Here is a 21,181-nt window from a genome sequence, read left to right as displayed (position 1 = left end):
TTAATAAAAAGAGAACTCTACGAATTGATGAGAGTTTCAAGCTTGCTTCTATGAAAACTTCTATTGAAGATAGCCTTGGTAATAAAGGCACACTGATCGTAAAACATCACCCTACATGCTCATGTCAGCTATCACCATAAATTCAAAAAACCAACCTATCCAGAATGCGCGTTTCCGGTAGATGCGTTACCGCTTTTAAAAATACTTTGACCTCTATCTTGAAATGTAAGCAGTGTCACATATATTTCGTTTTGCACTTTATAAAAATAACGTATTGCATCAAAAATCTTTCAAGGTTTTTATTTAAAGAGCGGGGATAAGTAGTTAGGAATATATCTATATGAAAAAAAGTTTATTACTATGCGCAGTCTCTGGAATTCTCTTTTATTCTCAATCCAGTGTATCTTATGCCCTTAATGCAACTACATTACACCCCACATCTGTACCTGAAAAACACACACTTGATAATTCAAGAGTGGAGAAGCGAGTAAGACGTACAAGTTCTATATCTACAGAAACCGTAAAACCTAAAGAATCCGATGGAAATCCTACAAAACCTAGCACTAGTAAGGTTCTACCTGAAACGCCTACAACGAGAGATACGGTTTCTACCAGAAGAGGGAGAGAGAACAAATCTAGAAGACGTCCAACTATGGAATCCTCTTCTACACCCCCTTCAACCGAAGAATCTCCACCGAGACCTGCTATTTCCACACGGCCGTCTGCACAGCCCATGCCACCGATGTCACCAGTGCCTGCAGAACCGGCATCCCCAGCATCATCAACAAGAATGCCGTCAGCATCTTTAAGACCAATGTCCATGCAGCCAGCACCAGAAAAACCAGCAATGGTACAACTAGAGGGTGGAAGACCAGCACTAGAGCAAGAATCTGCAAAACCAGCGCCAACAATAGAGCCAGTACCTGCAAGGGCTGAAAAACCAGCACAAATTGAGGAAGTACACTCTGCAATTGAAGTGCACGATGGTAAGACTGTAACAAAGCGTAATGTTAAAATTCACGATAGATTTATTGCTGTAGATGTACGAGGGGAAAATTCAACAATAAAGATAATAGGAGGAACAGTTTCATCAGGCTTTATTGCATTGAGTGCATCAGAGAGTGGAACTATTGATGCAACAGCTATTACTGTAACAACACCATCGGTTGGTTTGCTAAACATGAACAGTACAATAAATCTGAAAGATTCAACTGTAAATATTACAGGTGATCATGGAACTTCTGGTATCGTTTTTCGCAACGCATTCCTTGTTCCCGAAGGGCGAGAGGCCCGTAATGCCGAAGAAGGTGGCGATAAAATCCAAGAAAAAGGTGCTGCCAGTAAAGTGATGCTCACAAATACGAAACTTTTCGCTAAAAATGGCATTGGTATTGGGTTGTATGGAACATCCGTAAACGGTGAAGTTAATCTCAAAGATTCAGAACTCCGTACTGATATGTTAGTAAGAAATACAAAAAATTCTGGAGCTCATCCGAATACTCTTATCTTAAATGCAGATCACTCTGTTTTAGAAGGTCGCGCAAGAACATCTGAAGGTAATATAACAGTTTTTACTTTAAACAATAAAGCAACGTGGCTTTTAACACCTAATAAAAAAGTAGAAAATAACGATAAAGATCCATCTGAATACGCATTATTTGGTGTTGATGAAAAATCATACTCTAGCCTTTCTATACTTAATCTCCAAGAAAGCACCATTGTGTTTAGCAAGCCGACAGATGGGCGTTATCAAACCTTATTTGTGGGTTCTAAACCGCAACAAAGAGACAAAGCACCTAATAGAACAACAGTTTATAGTGCAACAGGTGATGCAGAAATTCATTTGAACTCTAAATGGGACAACCACTCTCCAGTAACTGAACAGAAAACCGATCGTGTTGTGATCGCTGGCGATGTATCAGGAAGCACTGTAGTCCACATCAATCTTCAAGAAGTAGAAAAGAATAAGAAAAGAAGCAACATTGCTGTTATTTGGGAAGAAGGCATGACTTCTGTTCCTACATCAACACATGGAATTTCGCTTATTCAAGTTTCCGGAAAAGCGAACGAAGATTCCTTCAAATTAGCAAAGAATTATATGACAATGAGTGGCTTACCTTATAAGTATGTACTCACTGCCTATAAACCAGGGACATCTCATGCAAACCAAAATCTCTTTGGTACGAATAATAGTGATTTCTGGGATTTCCGATTGCAGAATGCCTATGTTGATGGTGATAAGAAAATCAGAGCACTTTTACCACAGGTTGCAAACTATTTAGTTATGCCCAATGCTTTGTTTTCTGCTGGATTTGCTGATGTGAATAATCAGAACATGTTGTTAGACAATATGCGCACAACAATGTCTGGACCGGAGAATAATAAAAAGCAAGGCATCTTCTTATCCACCTATAGTGAAAAGGTCACCTTATCTTCCAACCGTGACCCACTGCACTATGGCTATGGTGCTGATGTGAACTATAATGCTTTACAACTCGGTATTGTATTGGCTGCACTAGAAGGTAAAGATATTAGCACACATTTTGGTCTTTTAGGAACATACGGAAAACTTTCTTTTGCTCCAAAGGATATGGAAGATTCTGAAAAGACTACGCTTGATAAATGGTCGCTTACTGCTTATAGCGGCATCCAGCATAGAAATGGTGTCTACGTAAACACGCTCCTTTCCTACACAACTTTGAAGGGAAATGTTACCACGGCTCTCATTGGAAATGCTACAAAATTGGATGGCACTGAAATATTGACTGCATCTGCTACCGTTGGTCAGAAATTAGCAACCGGTATTGAAGGGCTGATGTTTGAACCACAAGCGCAACTTGTTTATCAAGATCTCATATTTGATGTTCTCTCAGATGCCGATGGTTTTGAAGTAGATATGGGTCATCCACATCAATGGTTGGTCCGTATTGGGGGACGTTTAACGAAAAATCTCCCCACCACTGAAGAAGGAAATGCTGTTTCCTTCTATGGAAAACTGAATGTTATCAGAACTTTTGGTGACAATAAGACAATACAAATAGGTGATACTTTTTATCTTGATCCTACCGGATCTTCAATTGAGAGTGGTTTTGGTGTTAATGCACAATTCTCTCAAAATATTGCACTCCATGGTGATATTAGCTATCGGAAGAAACTCCAAAAAGCCGGTGTATCTGGAACCAGTTTTTCCGGTGGAATAAGCTATCGCTTTTAAAACAAAACCAGTCTATATTTTCGTTAAAAGGCAGTACAATGTGCTGCCTTTTATTTATTAAATCTCTATTTTGAATAAAAATTTTGATACAAAAATGTTAAAAAACTATCTGATATATGAGCAATCATAGCCGAGCCACTATCAACCTTCACAAACTAACGTCCATTCGTACATTTCCATAAAATTTAGCCGTCAAAGAGAGATCTCTATCTAACTTGGAAAAACACTGTAAAATGAGAATATTGCATGATTTATCCCAAGCGATAGTTTTGCAGCGCGTGCCTTGATAAAACCTCTTTAATGCTGAAGAATTGATGCTTAAATCACAAACACAACTTGGCTTACCAACATCCATGCTTGCACATTCTCAAAGAGAGATATCCTTTAAAGTGAACATGGAACAATATATTGATTTATAATGATAATTTATCGTTTTACATATTGTAATGAGAGACCCGAATATGGGAGGATCTTCTCATTTCCACCCCTCTATTGAAGCAATAAAAACCGTTTATTGGCGCGCCACAAGTAGATGAGTGCGTAGATAAAACCCTCTAAGAAAAGAGTAAAAATCCCTCTTATAAACCGCTTCCATGCAAGAGCAGTCGACGAAATTGGGAATTGATAAGTGTAATGCTGATACCAACCTGTTCCCTCATAAGCGTGAAAATAGTGTTGTTCAATAAATTTTGCATTATACCATCTACGAGCAGCGTCGTGAGATGGACGTTGAACAACAAAAAGTGCTTTTTATAAGAGTCATACTTAGAAATTTTGACGATATTCCGTCATCTTTTGACAATCTCCAGTCATCCATAGAAGCAGACAGCATTGCCCTCTTCAACAGTGGTATAGTTTGCATTAATGCTCGAAAACATGTACCAACCATTTGATGAGATTGCCACCTTTACCCTCTTCTTTTAATTTGGCATTATGACTTTCAAAAGCATCCACAGCAATATCTTTTAAAGAATGGAGATTACGCATTGCCTCACATTTTTGTTTATCGCGTGTCTAATGGGATTTGTTTATCACGTGTCTAATGGGAGCACGTCCCTCACACAAAATGGAATGTCATTGTGTTGCACATTCACGTACTTGTTTTAAAGGAACCTCTTCTCACTGCTTCCCCCTTGCGCTTCTCCCAAGCCCATTTCATTGCGCTGCCTGTGAGCAATATAGCTTAAGATCCATTGGAGATTACCATCTTTACACTTATAAAGGCATAAACCGGCACTCTCATCCTATTTGCTAGCTCCTAATGTTGCGACTGCTCTTGCATGGAAGCGGTTTATAAAAGGGATTTTTACTCTTTTCTTAGAGGATTTTGTATCCACGCACTCATCTACTTGTGGCGCGCCAATAAACGGTTTTTATTGCTTCAATATAAACAAGCTTTAAATGAGAAAATTTTACCATATTCGGGGTTCTCATTCAACATGCAAAACGACAAATTATTATTATAAATCAATGTGTTGATTATAAAATAAAAAACACCCTTCATCAATGTTACAACATTGATAGCATCGCGTCCCATTCTACCAGTCGTCCACGTATAAATCTTCTCTATAACGCACAGATACGAAAAATGTCCCCTCATAAAAAGGAATAACATTTTGTATAAGTTTCCATAAAAAGGCGCGCACTCTATAGGAAGGAGGAGAAAGGCATCTCTCTAAAGAGCAAACAAAGCAGACCCCCCTTCCCTTTAAGGAAAAATCTCTCAATCAACCAAAAGAGAAATTGCCTCCCTACATCGAAAATCAATCTCTTTTATAGTAAAGAGCAAATTTTTTGTAATGTGAGAATAAAAATTGCATAAATTGCGTCACTAAAAATTAAAATACCCAAAGCTGTAAACAAATCTACAACTTCAGGTAATTATTTTAATTATTTAGAACGCCCGATATTGATTGAAATGGGATCACAAATTCCATCTGTTTCTTTTGCGTGTGCAGCTGTTTGCATAGCGCGCGAAAGATCGTTCGCTGCATCCAAGTGAATTTGAAGCAATTCACTATTACGACGTAATTTTTCCTGTAAATCTGATAACAAGCTTTCGACCTCATTCTCAATATCTTCATTCATGTAGCGTTTTATATCGCTCATAGATTTATTAAGATCACGTAAGCCACGTGTTTTACATAAATTTATTTCTTCATAATTTGGAACACCACTGCTCTCTAGCATATTGCTTTCATAATCAATCACTTGTGCCAACCCTTTAACAGCGGCTACAAATTTTGTCATTGCCCAATCACGATCAATAAGATTATTATCAAGCACTTTTACTTTTGATGCAAAACTATCATCACCATATTGCACTACAGACATTTTTATTTCCCCTCTTCAACAGTATTGCCTAATCTTGAACTCAAATGAGAAAGACTAAACAACCTTTCTGAATGCTGATACACCCGATTGAGCTCATTGTGCAGATATTATACCAATAACAGCACGATGATCCTTAAAAGCGTATATCTGTTTAACTTTCAACACAATATGTTTTAACGCAATATGTTTTAACACATTATATGAAAGTATATTTTTGTTATTTGTTTGCTCCGAAATCGCCATTGACGCGATACAAATTCTATAAAAGGCTACAAATCCTTAAACTCATACGCAGCGGTGACGAATTTTCAATCTTCGACAAAAACGACGATGCGTTGACTGCCATACATACTCAACAAAAACTTGCAGCCTATAAAGATAAAGATCTAAATTCTTAAAAATTTCAGCACTTTACCCTCCATAGCTTTTGGCTTTCTATGCATCTGATGCTGCATGCCATGTGACACTCCACAGGATCAGCTTGCACCAATCCACAAAGATTTACTGTTTTCTCCTACTCTATTTCCCACAGGCACAATATCCTACCCACAGTATCTGAAGAAAACTTTCTAAAAGTAGCCACGCAACAACATTAAAAAGATAAATTATAGCATCCATAGATTGCCTTTTTCAATTATCCTTCGCTTTTCTTTGCATTAGTGATGTATAGTACAGGATTTTTTAAGTTCTTTCAAGATGTTATGAAAAAACGTAAAGCCTCATCATGCTTCAATCCATAATGCTTCAAATCCCACACTGACGTTTTAGCATTTGGGTTGCTATACAATCCTCTTGCATATCATTAAATAATGCATAATTTTCCATTGCTATCACTTCTTTAAAATGGCTCTCTACGGAAAAAAGAAAGCGTAGAAACGATAATTTCCTCTGCAAAACAAAGATTTTTCCAAAACATAGAGCTTAACTTACAACATCCAGAAACACGCTATACTATTGCTCTTCTCTTGCAATAATCATAAATGATTGTACTGGATACTCCTTTATAAAAGCAGCTTTGGTCAATCTTGTTATGACATAAAATCAATCAGAAGACTTGTCTGAAAAGAAAAGCGTTTTTTGCCACATGGACAACCTGCTGCCTACACACTTAAAAAGCAAAAGAAAACAATAAACTTTTCACTTTTTTCATGACCCACAGTGCCAAAGCGCCCTCATTCCTCATAAGATTTAAAGAAGGATTTTAAACTTGCCGAATGTGCTGTATCAGCATATATTACAATTTGTAACATTATGTTATTCATAAATTGATAGCACAAAGAACAGACAAAGAACAGAAAGGGGGTTTTATGGCTGATCTCATAAAAGCCGCTATGCTTTATTCAACGTTGATCGTTAGCATCAATGCATTTGTTGTCTTAGCTCTCGTAATAAATGAGAAAGACTAAACAACCTTTCTGAATGCTGATAGACCTGATTATGCTCATCGTGCGGATATTATACCAATAACAGCACGATGATCCTTAAAAGCGTATATCTGTTTAACTTTCAACACAATATGTTTTAACACAATATGTTTCAACACATTATATGAAAGTATATTTTTGTTATTTGTTTGCTCCGAAATCGCCATTGACGCGATACAAATTCTATAAAAGGCTACAAATCCTCAAACTCATACACAGCGGTGACGAATTTTCAATCTTCGACAAAAACGACAATGCGTTACCTGCCATACATACTCAACAAAAACTTGCAGCCTATAAAGATAAAGATCTAAATTCTTAGAAATTCCAGACTTTACCCTCCATAGCTTTTGGCTTTCTATGCATCTGATGCTGCATGCCATGTGACACTCCACAGGATCAGCTTGCATCAATCCACAAAGACTTACCGTTCTCTCCTGTTCTCTTACCAAGACAACCAAAGGGTTTCATACAATAACTTACAAACACCTCCTGTAAGTACCCACACGATAACATCAAGAAAATAATCAAAATTACCCTTTCTCATAGATTATCCTTTCTAATTATTTTTCGCTTTTCTTTGCGTTATCTCTGCATAGTACAGGATTTTTTAAGTTCTTTCAAGATGTTATGAAAAAACGTAAAGCCTCATAATCCCTCAAATCCCACACTGACGTTTTAGCATTTGGGTTGCTATACAATCCTCTTGCATATCATTAAATAATGCATAATTTTCCATTGCTATCACTTCTTTAAAATGGCTTTCTATGGAAAAAAGAAAGCGTAGAAACGATAATTTCCTCTGCAAAACAAAGATTTTTCCAAAACATAGAGTTTAACTTACAACATCCAGAAACACGCTATACTATTGCTCTTCTCTTGCAATAATCATAAATGATTGTACTGGATACTCCTTTATAAAAGCAGCTTTGGTCAATCTTGTTATGACATAAAATCAATCAGAAGACTTGTCTGAAAAGAAAAGCATTTTTTGCCACATGGACAACCTGTTGCCTACACACTTAAAAAGCAAAAGAAAACAATAAACTTTTCACTTTTTTCATGCCCCACAGTGCCAAAGCGCCCTCATTCCTCATAAGATTTAAAGAAGGATTTTAAACTTGCCGAATGTGCTGTATCAGCATATATTACAATTTGTAACATTATGTTATTCATAAATTGATAGCACAAAGAACAGACAAAGAACAGAAAGGGGGGTTTATGGCTGATCTCATAAAAGCCGCTATGCTTTATTCAACGTTGATCGTTAGCATCAATGCATTTGTTGTCTTAGCTCTCGTAATAAATGAGAAAGACTAAACAACCTTTCTGAATGCTGATAGACCTGATTATGCTCATCGTGCGGATATTATACCAATAACAGCACGATGATCCTTAAAAGCGTATATCTGTTTAACTTTCAACACAATATGTTTTAACACAATATGTTTCAACACATTATATGAAAGTATATTTTTGTTATTTGTTTGCTCCGAAATCGCCATTGACGCGATACAAATTCTATAAAAGGCTACAAATCCTCAAACTCATACACAGCGGTGACGAATTTTCAATCTTCGACAAAAACGACAATGCGTTACCTGCCATACATACTCAACAAAAACTTGCAGCCTATAAAGATAAAGATCTAAATTCTTAGAAATTCCAGCACTTTACCCTCCATAGCTTTTGGCTTTCTATGCATCTGATGCTGCATGCCATGTGACACCCCACAGGATCAGCTTGCACCAATCCAAAAAGACTTACCGTTCTCTTACCAAGCACAAAAAAGTATTTTTAACAATAACTTAAAAGGACCTCCTGTAAATATCCACACGGTAGCACCAAGCAAATAATTTAAAACATTCTGCTGCATAGATTACCCTTTCTAATTATTTTTTGCTTTTCTTTGCGTTATCCATTCATAATATATTATTTTTTAAGTTCTTTCAAGAGGTTATGAAAAAATGTAAAGCCTCATCATGCTTCAATCCATAATGCTTCAAATCCCACACTGACGTTTTAGCATTTGGGTTGCTATACAATCCTCTTGCATATCATTAAATAATGCATAATTTTCCATTGCTATCACTTCTTTAAAATGGCTCTCTACACGGAAAAAAGAAAGCGTAGAAACGATAATTTCCTCTGCAAAACAAAGATTTTTCCAAAACATAGAGTTTAACTTACAACATCCAGAAACACGCTATACTATTGCTCTTCTCTTGCAATAATCATAAATGATTGTACTGGATACTCCTTTATAAAAGCAGCTTTGGTCAATCTTGTTATGACATAAAATCAATCAGAAGACTTGTCTGAAAAGAAAAGCATTTTTTGCCACATGGACAACCTGTTGCCTACACACTTTAAAAGCAAAAGAAAACAATGAACTTTTCACTTTTTTCATGCCCCACAGTGCCACAGCGCCCTCATTCCTCATAAGATTTAAAGAAGGATTTTAAACTTGCCGAATGTGCTGTATCAGCATATATTACAATTTGTAACATTATGTTATTCATAAATTGATAGCACAAAGAACAGAAAGGGGGTTTTATGGCTGATCTCATAAAAGCCGCTATGCTTTATTCAACGTTGATCGTTAGCATCAATGCATTTGTTGTCTTAGCTCTCGTAATAGAGATGCACTAAGATCTCTTAGCTTTTTTCGTGAAATGTCTAAATAACAGCAGATCAATCACGCTCTAATTCCAGCTGTCAGATCCAACTTTTCTTGTGTAAGCTTTGTTTTTATGTGTATTTTTAACAATAAGGTTCAATGTTTTCATTCTGCCTTGAATCATAAGATCCTTTTGAGAATAACCTTATCCTCTTCCACTTTCTATTGAAAAACAGAACACAACAATCCCCAAACTTCGTTGATTTTTTAATGAGGTATACGAGTATCGTGCACCTCGTGCATCTATTTTAAACACAAATCTCTTTTCACTCGTAAACGCTGTTAAATCCTTGCCTCATGAAGACACAACACTCTTTAAAGAGACTGTATGATAAAAACTTGTTCTGCTTTTCTCTCATCCCTAAGTTTCTACATCTTCATAAAGGGGATTGGTATTTTTGCTAGCCAATTTTCTAAACTCGAACGAAAACCACGGAAACATACCAAAAGTCCAGCCTGTTGCATGTATCGTGATATGTTGCCCCATTGAGCACCACTCCTTTTACGCTTATGAAGGTGCAAACCGGCCCCATCCTCCTCTTTGCCAACCCCCAATGTGCGATAGCCCTTGCATTGAGACAATTCATAAGAGGCATTTTTACGCTTTTTTTCTCGTGTTTTTACCCACACGCTCATCACGCTTGTGACGTGCAAGCGAGTAGTTTGATTTGATTCAACATAAACAGATTTGAAATGAGAGAATCTTTGGATACTGGAGTCTCTCATTCAACATGCAAAACAATAAATTATCCTTATAAATAAAAATGTTATCATGAAGAGAAAAAACTCGAAAAAGAAGAGAAGAGCTCCGATTTACTGAAAGAAACATCTTTGATGTTTAAAACAAAATTTATTCTCTCGTAAAAGAGAGCAAAAAACAATCTTGTTATAAATTCTTTTCTTTATAGCTTCACTGCTGCCCTTTTATCTTCAGATTCACGAAATCTAAGCATGATTTTTAACCTCCCAAAAGAAGTTGTCTACCCGCTTTTATTGCATTCTCACAATTTTGAGATGTATGCATAGATGGCCCACCTAAGTAACACTTCTTTTCCCACTCAAGGCGCAATTTTTCGTCTTTCTTAAAATCTTCTACGCTATAGGTTTTTTCGCAACCAACAGCGACAAGCCCTGTGCAAAGAAGCAGTGTTGTCATAATGACTTTATTCATAAATAAATTTTCCCCTTCTGTTTTTCAGATTTACGAAACTTTTGATACGATTTTAACGCCCTATAAAAGTTGTACACTCGGCTCATCGTGCCTTTTCATAATTTCAAAACCACCTATACATTAGATTTTTTGCAACCAATGACGATAAATCGAGCCTAAAGCCTAAAGAATGAACGTTACCATAAATATTTTTTTATGATTTAATGGTTCTCTTCTTTTTGCTCAGTTTCATTCCTCTTTTTGGTATCTCCACGAAGTTCCTTTGCAAGGTTTTTATAATGTTCTTGAAAAAGTTCCATATCGGCTTGTATGACATTTTTACAATTTTTGGATGTCTCTAGAGAAGATGGTCCCATTTTCTCACATTTTTCTGCCCATTCTTTGAGTAACTTCTCATCTTTCTTAAACTCTGCTACGCTGTAGGTTTTTTCACAACCAGCAGCAACAATTCCAGTGCAAAGAAGCAGTGCTGTCATAATGACTTTGTTCATGATTAATTCCCCTTCTGTTTTTCAGATTGACAAAGTTTATGGCACGATTTTTAACGTCCCCAAATAAGTTCCATATATGCTTGGTGGGCATTTTTACAATTTTTGGATGTCTCTAGAGAAGATGGTCCCATTTTCTCACATTTTTCTGCCCATTCTTTGAGTAACTTCTCATCTTTCTTAAACTCTGCTACGCTGTAGGTTTTTTCACAACCAGCAGCAACAATTCCAGTGCAAAGAAGCAGTGCTGTCATAATGACTTTGTTCATGATTAATTCCCCTTCTGTTTTTCAGATTTACAAAATTTGAGCACAACTTTTTAGTGCCCCATAAAAAGTTCACCAAGCGCTTGTCCAGCATTTTTACAATTTTGAGATGCGTTCATAAGATCCCCCTCCTAGCTCTCCACATTTCTCTAACCATCCTTCAAGTAATTTTCCATTGTTCTTAAAATCTTCTGCGCGATGGATTTTTCGCAACAAGAAATAATAAATCCAGTGCAAAAAAGCAGGATGATGATAATGATTTTGTTGAAGAATAAATTTTGCAAAGAACGAATCTCAGTAAACCGATTACTTACTTTCAGCATCCCCCCCTCTAAACATTAATATAAATTAATAAAATGGGCGTATAGCTGAAAAAAAGAATGAGCGCTACCGTTTAATTGTAATATTTTCTTTCTTTATTATGAAATAAACAGAAAATAATATCTCATTCACAACCATTCTGAGCGCAATTTAAGCATTCTCAACACAATTCTACATAGAAAACGACCTGTCTGTTTAAGCGCGAGACAGGTGACAAGTGGTGTTACTTTTAAAATGATCACCCCCATAGATGAGACGTGGAGAAAAAGAATTGTTCATGATATCTGATTATATGGTGTTGAAACCTGTGAAACACGGCAATTTGCCTCACGCAATGGAATTAAGTGGCCGTGCAGTGCTTTTGCTACGGCGTGGCTTGTTTCAAACCAATTGATAAAAATGTTATTTGTCGGCAAGCGCCTGTCATTCAACAGGTTTATTATGCACAGTATTTGGTTGATGGGATTAATCTTGCGCGCTTGGGGCTTACCACATCACCTTGATTTATAAGGATAGTTCATTGTTTTGTAACTTGAATGAGACTCCAATATCCCAAGATTTTCTCATTTCAAACCTACTTATGTTAAATCCAATAAAATCCTTCCCTTGCACGTCACAAGCGTGATGAGCGTGTGGGTAAAAACACGAGAAAAAAAGCATAAAAATGCCCCTTATGAATCGTTTCAATGCAAGAGGTACTGCAACATTGAGGCTAGTAGAAGAGTATAATGGTGCTGGCTTGCAGAAGGCATGATGGTTTTGACAAAAGATCAGGACCATTTTCCCTCACCCTACCGATTATAAAAACTTACAATCTGCTGTGTAAAAAGCGCAAAATGAACTGTAGTCTAGTAAATTTGAACAGCCATAAGAGTGGAGAAGAGACAATGGCAGTTATAATCCCATTGATCCTTAAAAATATGAGAAAACCAAAAAAGCAAGTGAGACGTCAATGGAGCCAATGATTTTGCTGCTTTTTGATTGTGCTTTGCACCCATTCTATAGTTGATGGTGGGCGCTCTTGGATAACATCAATCATAGAAGTACCAAGTCAAGATCAGGTGGCACTAAGCGCAATAAGAGTATGTTATAGAACCAAGATTAAATATACGCAACTCACCCCCATAATGGAAACTATAATTATCAGTGGTATTCCAAACAATAATGGCATCTCTTCTCCTTGCATTTCTGTAAAACAGCAACCAAAATATTAACTTTATACGCGCTGCTGCTTCTTTAACATCTTAGTATGCCCTTAAATCAATCCGTGTATATTCAAAAAGAAGATGAAGAGCGGATAGGTCAATTTTCAATATTTTTTAGTGTGTGCATATTGCAAGGAATATACTGTGCTTCATCTCAATTTTTTTCGTCGTTTTTGTTACCTCAATGGGGTCACGTCCCTCACGTAAAACAGAACGTTGCCGCTAAAACAGAACATTATTGTGTTGCCAATTTACACACTTACTTTAAAGCAACATCTCTTAATTGACTGGTAAATGCGCTCTCAAGCCCATTTCACGACAGCGGTCTGTGGAATGGTATAATAGTCAAGCTATTAAGCACCACTCCTTTTACGTTTGTGAAAGTGCAAGCAACTGTTATAAAATCTGGCAAATGAACATCACTCTACGTACAATCATCAAAAAGCAATTAGGAATATAAAGAGTTTTGTTCCCAATATAATGAACTCACCGTCTTAGAAAAAAGAAACGGCATGGAGATATCAAATATATCAATGATCGTCATCTACTGTAGTGTTAAGGGGTGTTATGTCTTTATTTTTGTTAAGTTTTATAACTCCAATAATTCCAGTGGAAATAATGAATGCAGACATAGCTAAAAAAGAGCTCGCTAATCCCACGAGTGCAAAAAGCCCAGCAATAAAGCTAGACACTGCTTCAGCAGAGTTTGCTAGAGTTGAAAAGGTTCCAAAACTTTTACCAAAATCTTCACGACGAGAGTATAATTGAAGAGCTGAGACTAAACTAATATCCACAAATGCACCAATAAATCCTAAAACAAATGCTAACACGAGAAGGAGTTTTAAATAAAGTGCTGCGGCTAAAGGCATAACAAACAGAATAACCCCATACAGAAGCCAAAATACCATGAGCTTCAACGATGTGATATTGAATATAATTTTATGATATAACAAACCACCGACAATAGTTCCAACAGCAATGAGAGAAAAAATATAACTCACCAAGCTTTCCTGTCCACCCGCAGAAAGAACAAAAGCTGGAATTAAAAATCTTAAAATTGCACCAGTAAAGAGAATAGCAAACGATGAGCCAACGAGCGTAATAAATAAATTATTATTTTCTGTAGAAATATATTTAAGATAGGAAGCTGTTTCTCGATAAATTTGTATAAAATGGAATGGTTTATTCTTACTTGAATTTAAATTCATGAGATGAAACAACACTATAAGAGATATAAAATAGGTAAAAAAATCAAAAATGAGCACTGCCGATTTATTTGCTAAAAAAAGCAGTAGGGAACAAACTAAAGGACCAATGACGGATGCAGTTTCGTCTATAATTTGTGCAATGCTATTTGCCTTTGTAAGATCCTTTATTGAAAACAGTCTCGGAAGAGCAGCTTGAAAACTTGGTTGAAAAATACTTCTTCCTATCGTCGTACATATTGCTGCAAAAATAAGAACAATAATATGTGCAGTACCTGTTATAGTGGTTATAAAAACAAATAATGAGGCTAATAATCGAATAAATTCACTGAAGATCATATTTTTCTTCAAAGAAAAATTATCAGCTAACCAACCTCCTATAGGGCCAAAAAAGAAAAAAGGGATAAATCGGAAAAAATAGACAAGACCTGTAAAAAAGTAGTTATCTGTTAATTCTAAGACAAGTAAAACAAAAATAACTTCATAAGCATAATCACCAACTTTAGAAATAAAGAGAGAAGAAAAAAGAGCTAATGGACTCTTTTTTAAAAATAAATTCATATCAACTATCCAATATTAAACTCTTCTACACTTAAAGTTACACTCCATTTAATAGAATTTGTGATATGAACTTCAAAGTGATCGTATATTCTAATAAATCTCTTAAGTAAGTTAATAGAAAACTTTTAAAGAAATACGCATCATGATACAAGCATTGAGACCAATATTAAGCAATATAATATTTTTTTCTTAATTGCTTTTTGAAAAAGAAAAAATGTAAAAACTCTTAGAGAAAAATCTGCCATATACGTACAATAAATAGCTCACATTTTTCACACGAGTGCGATACTGTTCTTAACATTTATACAATGTAATATTAGATTTATTCTTTTATAACTTTTTTTGAGAAGAATGGATAAAGTCAACACGAGAAAAGAGGGAACCATGCCTTTTTGTCAAGAATACTGTAAATTTCTCTATTCTTGACGACGAGTAGAAGATGCTTTTTAAGGAAATATTTGAGCATGTTATTTTAACCTGAAGACAGCAATGCATACGTACTCATTACTGATAAGGAGATATGCTTTAAATTTCTTGCTAGAGCAGGAAATTATCAAAAAAGTCAGATTTTAGTTTTGATTGCAGTAGAAATATTTATCCTTTAAAAGGAAGGATATATCACACATCCATAAGCTCTTTTTTAGTTATAAATCTACCTGTTTTATCCAGTTTTTTTGCAATAAATGCCTTTAAAATACGTTGATCTTCTTCTGGCATCAGCCAAAACATAATATGAGTATACCAATATCAACCTAGTTTCGTAAGTTTCCAAGAGTCATTATCTTCCACTATAAGAGTATTCGATAAAACAACATCTCGTTTAGCAAAAATACTGCTAGGCACAAAGTCCATTTTTATTAAAGATTTTCTCACTAAACCATGATAAGGGAACCGTCGGATGATTGGCTTTATCTCATCTAGAATTGGAGAGTATTTTCTAGCATCTGCTAGCATTCTTTCGCTCTTAACGGCTGTAATGTAAGCATTATGATGAGAATAATTTGTTATTACGTGCTCACCTATTGATGAGACGGCATTTACTCCAAAACCATGCAAATCACAATTTGAATATCCAAAACCATGCGCATGATACACAAAACTCTATTCATCCCTAACTATTATCAGAGGACGCATTGGGGATACGAATATAACCATGACCATTATGAGGCATAAATTCCTTATTTCTCATGTAAGCATCTATAAGCATATTTCATAGAAACTTTTCTCGTTGTTGTTAAGACCTAAACCACGATTTTCGATAGCTTTATGTAATTTCACTTGAATTACAACATTGTCAATTGTGTATATCTCTATAGTATGTTCAGAACAGTAACGAGATAGAATACTCTTGATCACAGTTTACATGGATGAGATCTGCTTCTCAAAAAGAAAGACTAAGTCGAAAAAACTTCTCGTCGTATATCATTTTTTACATTTTTCCATATTTCTGTGAAAGCAATTCACGCACTTCATCTGCTATTTTTGTTCCACGGCTGGCGCAACTCATCTTAATCAAGCGATGCAAACTTTCTGGCACATCAATCGTGAGACGCTTCATAGATTTATCCACACTGCCTTTGCGGCTTTCTACCCATGCATCAACCGTTACAGCAGTTGATTTATTGGTTGGTTTTGTACCAATCTTAATCTTTTTGCTCATTGTGCGAACTCCTTGACTTCCGCTGCAACAGCTTCAATCTCTGCTGCCGCTAATCCTTGCTCATTGATTTCATAGACTGCTTTTCCTTGCGCTGTAGCTTCCGCAAAAATCACACGCTGTGCAACACTTGTCGAAAGAACATGTACCGGATACACGGCAAGGGCTTCACCCACATCACGTCCTATCGCTGTATTGACTATTTTACGATTAATGACAAAAGCAGATTTTAAATTTTCCTTATAGACACGTGCTTCGTCAATAAGCTTTACGATTCCATCGGCTGCCCAAATATCATACGGACTAGGTTGCACGGGAATAAGCACGAAATCCGAAGCCATAAGAGCACTGCGTGCAAGATCAGTCACGCGTGGAGGACCATCAATAATGATATGATCATAATTATGACCAATCTGTGTAATTTCTTTGTGAACCGTTGCACGCGGCAAACCGACAACTGGGAATAAAGGATCACCTTCACGAGCAGCCGCCCAATCTAAGGCACTCCCCTGCGGATCACCATCAATAAGCAACACACGTGCTCCAGTACGTGCAAAGCTAGCAGCAAGGTTGACACTCAACGTGGTTTTCCCTACCCCCCCTTTTTGATTCAACAGTCCAATGATCATGAATTACGCCTTTCAGCTTTATCGTTTTTACGATTATACAGAAAGGAACAAAGCATACAAGAATCATCTCACATGCTCAACGCAATGACGTTTCTTATTTCACAATAAAATTGGCAATATGAACCAACCCCATTCAATGCTTGAAATGCACCCCATCTTTCTCTCGATATAATCAACCACAAAAGCAACCACAAAGGAAAAAGTTGTGACACCTCATTGGAGAGAATACATCTCTTTATAAGAAGAGTTCGCCCTTTATATATTACCTTTACATATCAAATGAAAATACCAAATATAAGAAGTTTTTCCACACTCCCCCCCCCTTGATTTAGAATCATAAAAACTCCTTTTTTGTACATCACAGCACCTCGCAAGAGGAAAAATATGTGTATAAAAACCATTTGAGAAAGAATCCAATATGCTTGTTATGAACCCTCTTAATGTAAGAGCAGATATAATATGAGCAGCTGTGAAAAGAATAAAAACGCTGGCTTACACTTTCATAAACATAAAGAAGATGGCGCCCAATGATCATGGGTTAGACGCTTCACAAGCAAGACGAGAGAGAGAGGATTGAGAGCAAGATGAGATGGTCTCTTTTAAAACAAGTCCATGAATGTTTAAAATAAATCGATAAGTGCGTAAGCACACTGGTATGCTGTTGTTGATGAGAGTCGTTTCTTTTCTTTTATTTTCTTTTAAGAAGACGAAAAACACAAAAGCAAGCACTGCACAATCTCCATTGAGCACCACTCCTTTTACGTTTATGAAGAAGTCAGCCGGCATTGTCTCTATTTACCAACTCCCAATGTTGCGACAGCCCTTGCATTGAAGAGCATTCATAAGAGATATTTTTATGCCTTTCTTTAACAATTTTTATCCATACGCTCATCCCACTCATCCCACTTGTTATGTGCAAGAAAGTTATGTGCAAGCAAGTGGTTTTAATTAATTCAACATCAATAGGTTTGGAGTGGGAGGATCTTACGATATTTGGAATTCTCATTCAATATCCAAAACAATGAATTATCATTATCAATCAATGTCTTGCCCTCTATGAGAAACAGAGTCCCCTTTCTAAGAGCTGTAAATTCAAGCCCACTTTTGTGCATCCCTTAAACAATACCTTTGGTAAAAGGCTCGCGGATACAGCAAAACCAAAGAAAGTTAAAAAAATCTTTGCGAAATGGAAACCTCTCTTGTTTCAGCAGCAGCAGCACCTCATCCCTCTCCCGTAAAAAAACTCTCCCCAAACAAGCGCAAGCAACATATCAGAGGTTGCCGCCAAAAGCAGAGAACAAAAACATCATAAGATGAGAATAATAAACAAGTCTTATAGGATAAAATGTCTTGCATAGCACAGGCATATTTTCTTCACCCAAACCTATTCTTCTCGACAGATGGAGCATTTTTGTTAAAATGCTCTCTTTAAAAACCTCAAGCTTTACCATTGAGTATCCTTTTGGATACCAAATAAGAGCACATCATAGAGATATACCTTGTCAGGGATGAAAAAGGATGAACTTGCAACAAATTGAACCTAACATTTTTATCAGTGCACAAATCAATGTAGAAAACATCCAAACATTAGCACAAGCTGGTTTTAAAACAATCATCTGCAACCGCCCCGATCAAGAAGATCCGCATCATCAACCTGATTTTTCTCTCATTAAAGCGGCAGCACAAAAATATGGAATAAAAGCCTACTATATTCCCATTATACCTCCTACAATAGAAAAATCAGCTATTGAAACCATGCAAACGATTTTAAAAACAGCCCCCAAACCTCTTCTCGCCTATTGCCACCAAGGGACACGCTCGATGCATCTTTATCGTTTAGCATGCCTTTAATCAGTTGTCTTAACCAACCATCAAGAAACAAGCGGTAACCTTCTGAACCATAATAAAATCTGTAGGATTTCAGAAGATTATGCAAAAAAAGGTAAGACAATGACTAAATCAGATCTCCAGACATTTGATTCTCCCTCCCAACAACGAAAAAGTCATATATTCCACGATGTTTTGGAATATATTTTTATAATCATTGTCAGTTTAAGTGCTATTTTTGCTGCTCTCATATCCTTTTCAGATCAACTTAAGGCATATTTTTAAAAGTAAGCAGCCTATCTAATTCCGACAATGGTTTTACTGCCATCAAAACTTCTCTTGCTGCTTTTTCATCACGTTGCATTTGCGCAATGAGAGGTTCAAGCCCATCGAATTTTTCTTGCCCTCGCAAAAACTGTAAGAAAGAAACAGTGCAGCTTTCTCCATAAAGGTCACCATTAAAATCAAACAAATAGGTTTCCAGCAGCGGCACCCCATCTTTAACCACTGTTGGTCGACAACCAAAACTTGCAACCCCATCATGCAAAACACCGTTAGCACGACGCAACCGTACCGCATAAACACCATGCGCCAAACTGGTTTGAGGAGGTAACATCTGATTAGCGGTAGGAAATCCCAAAAGCCGGCCGAGTTTCTCGCCTTGGATAATATTTGAGCGTACCCGATAATGATATCCTAACAAATGGGCTGCTTTTTCCACCTGACCTTGTGAGAGAAGCTTACGAATAGAACTAGAGGAGATGATCAACTGTTGTGGATCTTGCGGATTACTCACGCAAGAAATTTGAACCACCTCAAACCCACATGCTTTTCCCCTTTCATAAAGAAGGTGTGAATTTCCACTTTTGTGATGACCAAATTGAAAATTTTCACCCGTTACCACAACAGAAACATCAAAGGCTTGTTTTAAAATTACAGTGATAAATTCATCTGCTGAAAGAGCAGCGAAATGCGCATTAAAAGGCTGTTCAATCACACCATTAAACCCGAGGATTTTAAAAATTTCTGCTTTTTCAGCAGCCTCTGTCAAGCGATCTACAGGCGTTGAACATTGAAAAAAACTTCTTGGATGCGGTTCAAAGGTTAAAACAATAGCAGGCTTATTTCTTATACGCGCTAAATCAAGCGCTTTTTGGAGTACCACTTGATGTCCACAATGAACACCATCAAAATTTCCAAGTGCCAACACTGCCCCTCGCCAAGCCAAAGGAAGCATACGAATCCCCCGAAGACGCAAAAAATCAGACATCACTGAAGTGCCCACATTATCGCTTGTGGCTTATAACCATGACGTTCAATAAAAGAGTGCAAAGCTTGCTTATCTATCACACCATTTTGCATATAATCATAACGATGAATGCCGCCCATAATGTAAAGGACATCGACACCAAAATGGATTGCACCTTTGACATCAGTCAACAGGCCATCGCCAATGGCTAAAACTTGACTTTTTTCCATTGTTCCACGAATTTTTTGAAGTTTTTCAAAAGCACACTCATAAATAGGCGCATAGGGTTTTCCGGCAATGCGCACCTCTCCCCCTAATTGTTGGTAAAGACGCGCCAGTGCACCAGCACACCAAAACTCCTGATTTCCATAATGGACAATCACATCAGGATTGGCACAAATAAACGGCAAGTTACGCGCCCGCATACGGTGAAACATATCCTCATAAGCAGACGGTTCTTCATCAAGACCTTCAAGAAAACCACTACAAACCACGACAGAGGCTTCCCATTCCTCAACCAGTTCACAATCTAACCCTTCAAACAACATCAAATCACGTTGCTGACCAATAAAAAAAACTTTACGCGGTGCAGCACGAATGAGATCGCGCGTTACATCCCCTGAAGTAATAATGGCATCATAATAATCGCTATGAACATTCATACTTTGTAATTGAGCGATGACATCTTCGCGCGGCCGAGGTGAATTGGTCAAGAAAATGACATTTTTTCCCATCTGTCGAATTTTGTGCAACACTTTCAATGCCGGTTCAAATGCGTGCACACCATTATGAACAACACCCCAAACATCACAAAAAACAGCATCGTAATGTGCTATAACATTATCAATATGCGTAACTTCATTCATGTTGCACCTGCTTATATGCTTGCCATTTATCAAACTCTCTTTTATTTTGAAACTACTTATCGGAAGAGTATTCTTCTGTCATCT

At 36.8% G+C, this 21,181-nt stretch carries 15 protein-coding genes and 1 pseudogene; 3 read left to right on the top strand and 13 right to left on the bottom strand.

Going from position 1 to position 21,181, the window contains the following annotated elements; translation table 11 throughout:
* Positions 1-405: 405 nt before the first annotated feature.
* The gene (locus QHG54_RS07880; RefSeq protein WP_406604156.1) at positions 406-822 is read right to left on the bottom strand and encodes a hypothetical protein; all 417 of its coding nucleotides are present in this window, start codon (positions 820-822) and stop codon (positions 406-408) included.
* Between QHG54_RS07880 and QHG54_RS07875 the strand changes: the two genes are divergently transcribed.
* Entirely contained in the window at positions 821-3,214 is a 2,394-nt protein-coding gene (locus QHG54_RS07875; protein ID WP_406604155.1) for an autotransporter outer membrane beta-barrel domain-containing protein, read from the top strand. The genes QHG54_RS07880 and QHG54_RS07875 overlap by 2 nt on opposite strands.
* A gap of 900 nt (positions 3,215-4,114) precedes the next feature.
* Here the strand turns inward: QHG54_RS07875 and QHG54_RS07870 are convergent.
* The 7 genes and pseudogenes from QHG54_RS07870 to QHG54_RS07840 form a co-directional block, all read right to left on the bottom strand.
* Positions 4,115-4,392: pseudogene (locus QHG54_RS07870) on the bottom strand (hypothetical protein); the annotation flags it as partial.
* A gap of 712 nt (positions 4,393-5,104) precedes the next feature.
* Positions 5,105-5,548, bottom strand: coding sequence for a flagellar protein FlgN (locus QHG54_RS07865; protein WP_406604154.1), 444 nt, complete (start codon positions 5,546-5,548; stop codon positions 5,105-5,107).
* A 3,426-nt stretch (positions 5,549-8,974) separates the two neighbouring features.
* The gene (locus QHG54_RS07860; RefSeq protein WP_406604153.1) at positions 8,975-9,148 is read right to left on the bottom strand and encodes a hypothetical protein; all 174 of its coding nucleotides are present in this window, start codon (positions 9,146-9,148) and stop codon (positions 8,975-8,977) included.
* An 873-nt stretch (positions 9,149-10,021) separates the two neighbouring features.
* Positions 10,022-10,282 (bottom strand): hypothetical protein, encoded by a 261-nt coding sequence (locus tag QHG54_RS07855; RefSeq protein WP_406604152.1) that lies wholly within the window; start codon positions 10,280-10,282, stop codon positions 10,022-10,024.
* Between the two features lie 328 nt (positions 10,283-10,610).
* The gene (locus QHG54_RS07850) at positions 10,611-10,823 is read right to left on the bottom strand and encodes an EexN family lipoprotein (protein ID WP_406604151.1); all 213 of its coding nucleotides are present in this window, start codon (positions 10,821-10,823) and stop codon (positions 10,611-10,613) included.
* A gap of 200 nt (positions 10,824-11,023) precedes the next feature.
* On the bottom strand, positions 11,024-11,314 hold the full coding sequence (locus QHG54_RS07845) for an EexN family lipoprotein (protein ID WP_406604150.1): 291 nt from the start codon (positions 11,312-11,314) through the stop codon (positions 11,024-11,026).
* Between the two features lie 50 nt (positions 11,315-11,364).
* Complete coding sequence (locus QHG54_RS07840; protein WP_317993690.1) at positions 11,365-11,580, bottom strand: EexN family lipoprotein; 216 nt, start codon at positions 11,578-11,580, stop codon at positions 11,365-11,367.
* A gap of 662 nt (positions 11,581-12,242) precedes the next feature.
* Here QHG54_RS07840 and QHG54_RS07835 point away from each other — a divergent pair.
* On the top strand, positions 12,243-12,401 hold the full coding sequence (locus QHG54_RS07835) for a hypothetical protein (RefSeq protein WP_406604149.1): 159 nt from the start codon (positions 12,243-12,245) through the stop codon (positions 12,399-12,401).
* Positions 12,402-13,633: 1,232 nt separating this feature from the next.
* On the opposite strand, the gene QHG54_RS07830 is transcribed toward QHG54_RS07835, so the two are convergent.
* The 3 genes from QHG54_RS07830 to parA form a co-directional block, all read right to left on the bottom strand.
* Positions 13,634-14,869 carry an MFS transporter gene (locus QHG54_RS07830; protein ID WP_406604148.1) on the bottom strand — a complete coding sequence of 412 codons (1,236 nt, stop codon included), beginning with the start codon at positions 14,867-14,869 and terminating at the stop codon, positions 13,634-13,636.
* A 1,429-nt stretch (positions 14,870-16,298) separates the two neighbouring features.
* Entirely contained in the window at positions 16,299-16,529 is a 231-nt protein-coding gene (locus QHG54_RS07825) for a hypothetical protein (protein ID WP_317993692.1), read from the bottom strand.
* Positions 16,526-17,155 (bottom strand): ParA family partition ATPase, encoded by a 630-nt coding sequence (gene parA, locus QHG54_RS07820; protein WP_317993693.1) that lies wholly within the window; start codon positions 17,153-17,155, stop codon positions 16,526-16,528. The genes QHG54_RS07825 and parA overlap by 4 nt, the downstream gene beginning before the upstream one ends.
* Positions 17,156-18,673: 1,518 nt before the next feature.
* On the opposite strand from parA, the gene QHG54_RS07815 reads away from it, so the two are divergent.
* Positions 18,674-19,006 carry a TIGR01244 family sulfur transferase gene (locus QHG54_RS07815; protein WP_406604147.1) on the top strand — a complete coding sequence of 111 codons (333 nt, stop codon included), beginning with the start codon at positions 18,674-18,676 and terminating at the stop codon, positions 19,004-19,006.
* 244 nt (positions 19,007-19,250) lie between these two features.
* Here QHG54_RS07815 and QHG54_RS07810 read toward each other — a convergent pair whose 3' ends face one another.
* Together QHG54_RS07810 and QHG54_RS07805 are read right to left on the bottom strand one after the other, a co-directional pair.
* Positions 19,251-20,252: a bifunctional riboflavin kinase/FAD synthetase gene (locus QHG54_RS07810; RefSeq protein WP_317993695.1), complete on the bottom strand. Its 1,002-nt coding sequence runs from the start codon at positions 20,250-20,252 to the stop codon at positions 19,251-19,253.
* On the bottom strand, positions 20,252-21,097 hold the full coding sequence (locus QHG54_RS07805; protein WP_406604146.1) for a TIGR01459 family HAD-type hydrolase: 846 nt from the start codon (positions 21,095-21,097) through the stop codon (positions 20,252-20,254). The genes QHG54_RS07810 and QHG54_RS07805 overlap by 1 nt, the downstream gene beginning before the upstream one ends.
* Positions 21,098-21,181: the final 84 nt, after the last annotated feature.

This window comes from Bartonella gliris (assembly GCF_045277155.1).
Taxonomy (GTDB): domain Bacteria; phylum Pseudomonadota; class Alphaproteobacteria; order Rhizobiales; family Rhizobiaceae; genus Bartonella; species Bartonella gliris.
Note: the sequence above shows the minus strand (reverse complement) of the source record. Positions and strands in the feature narration are given on the sequence as shown.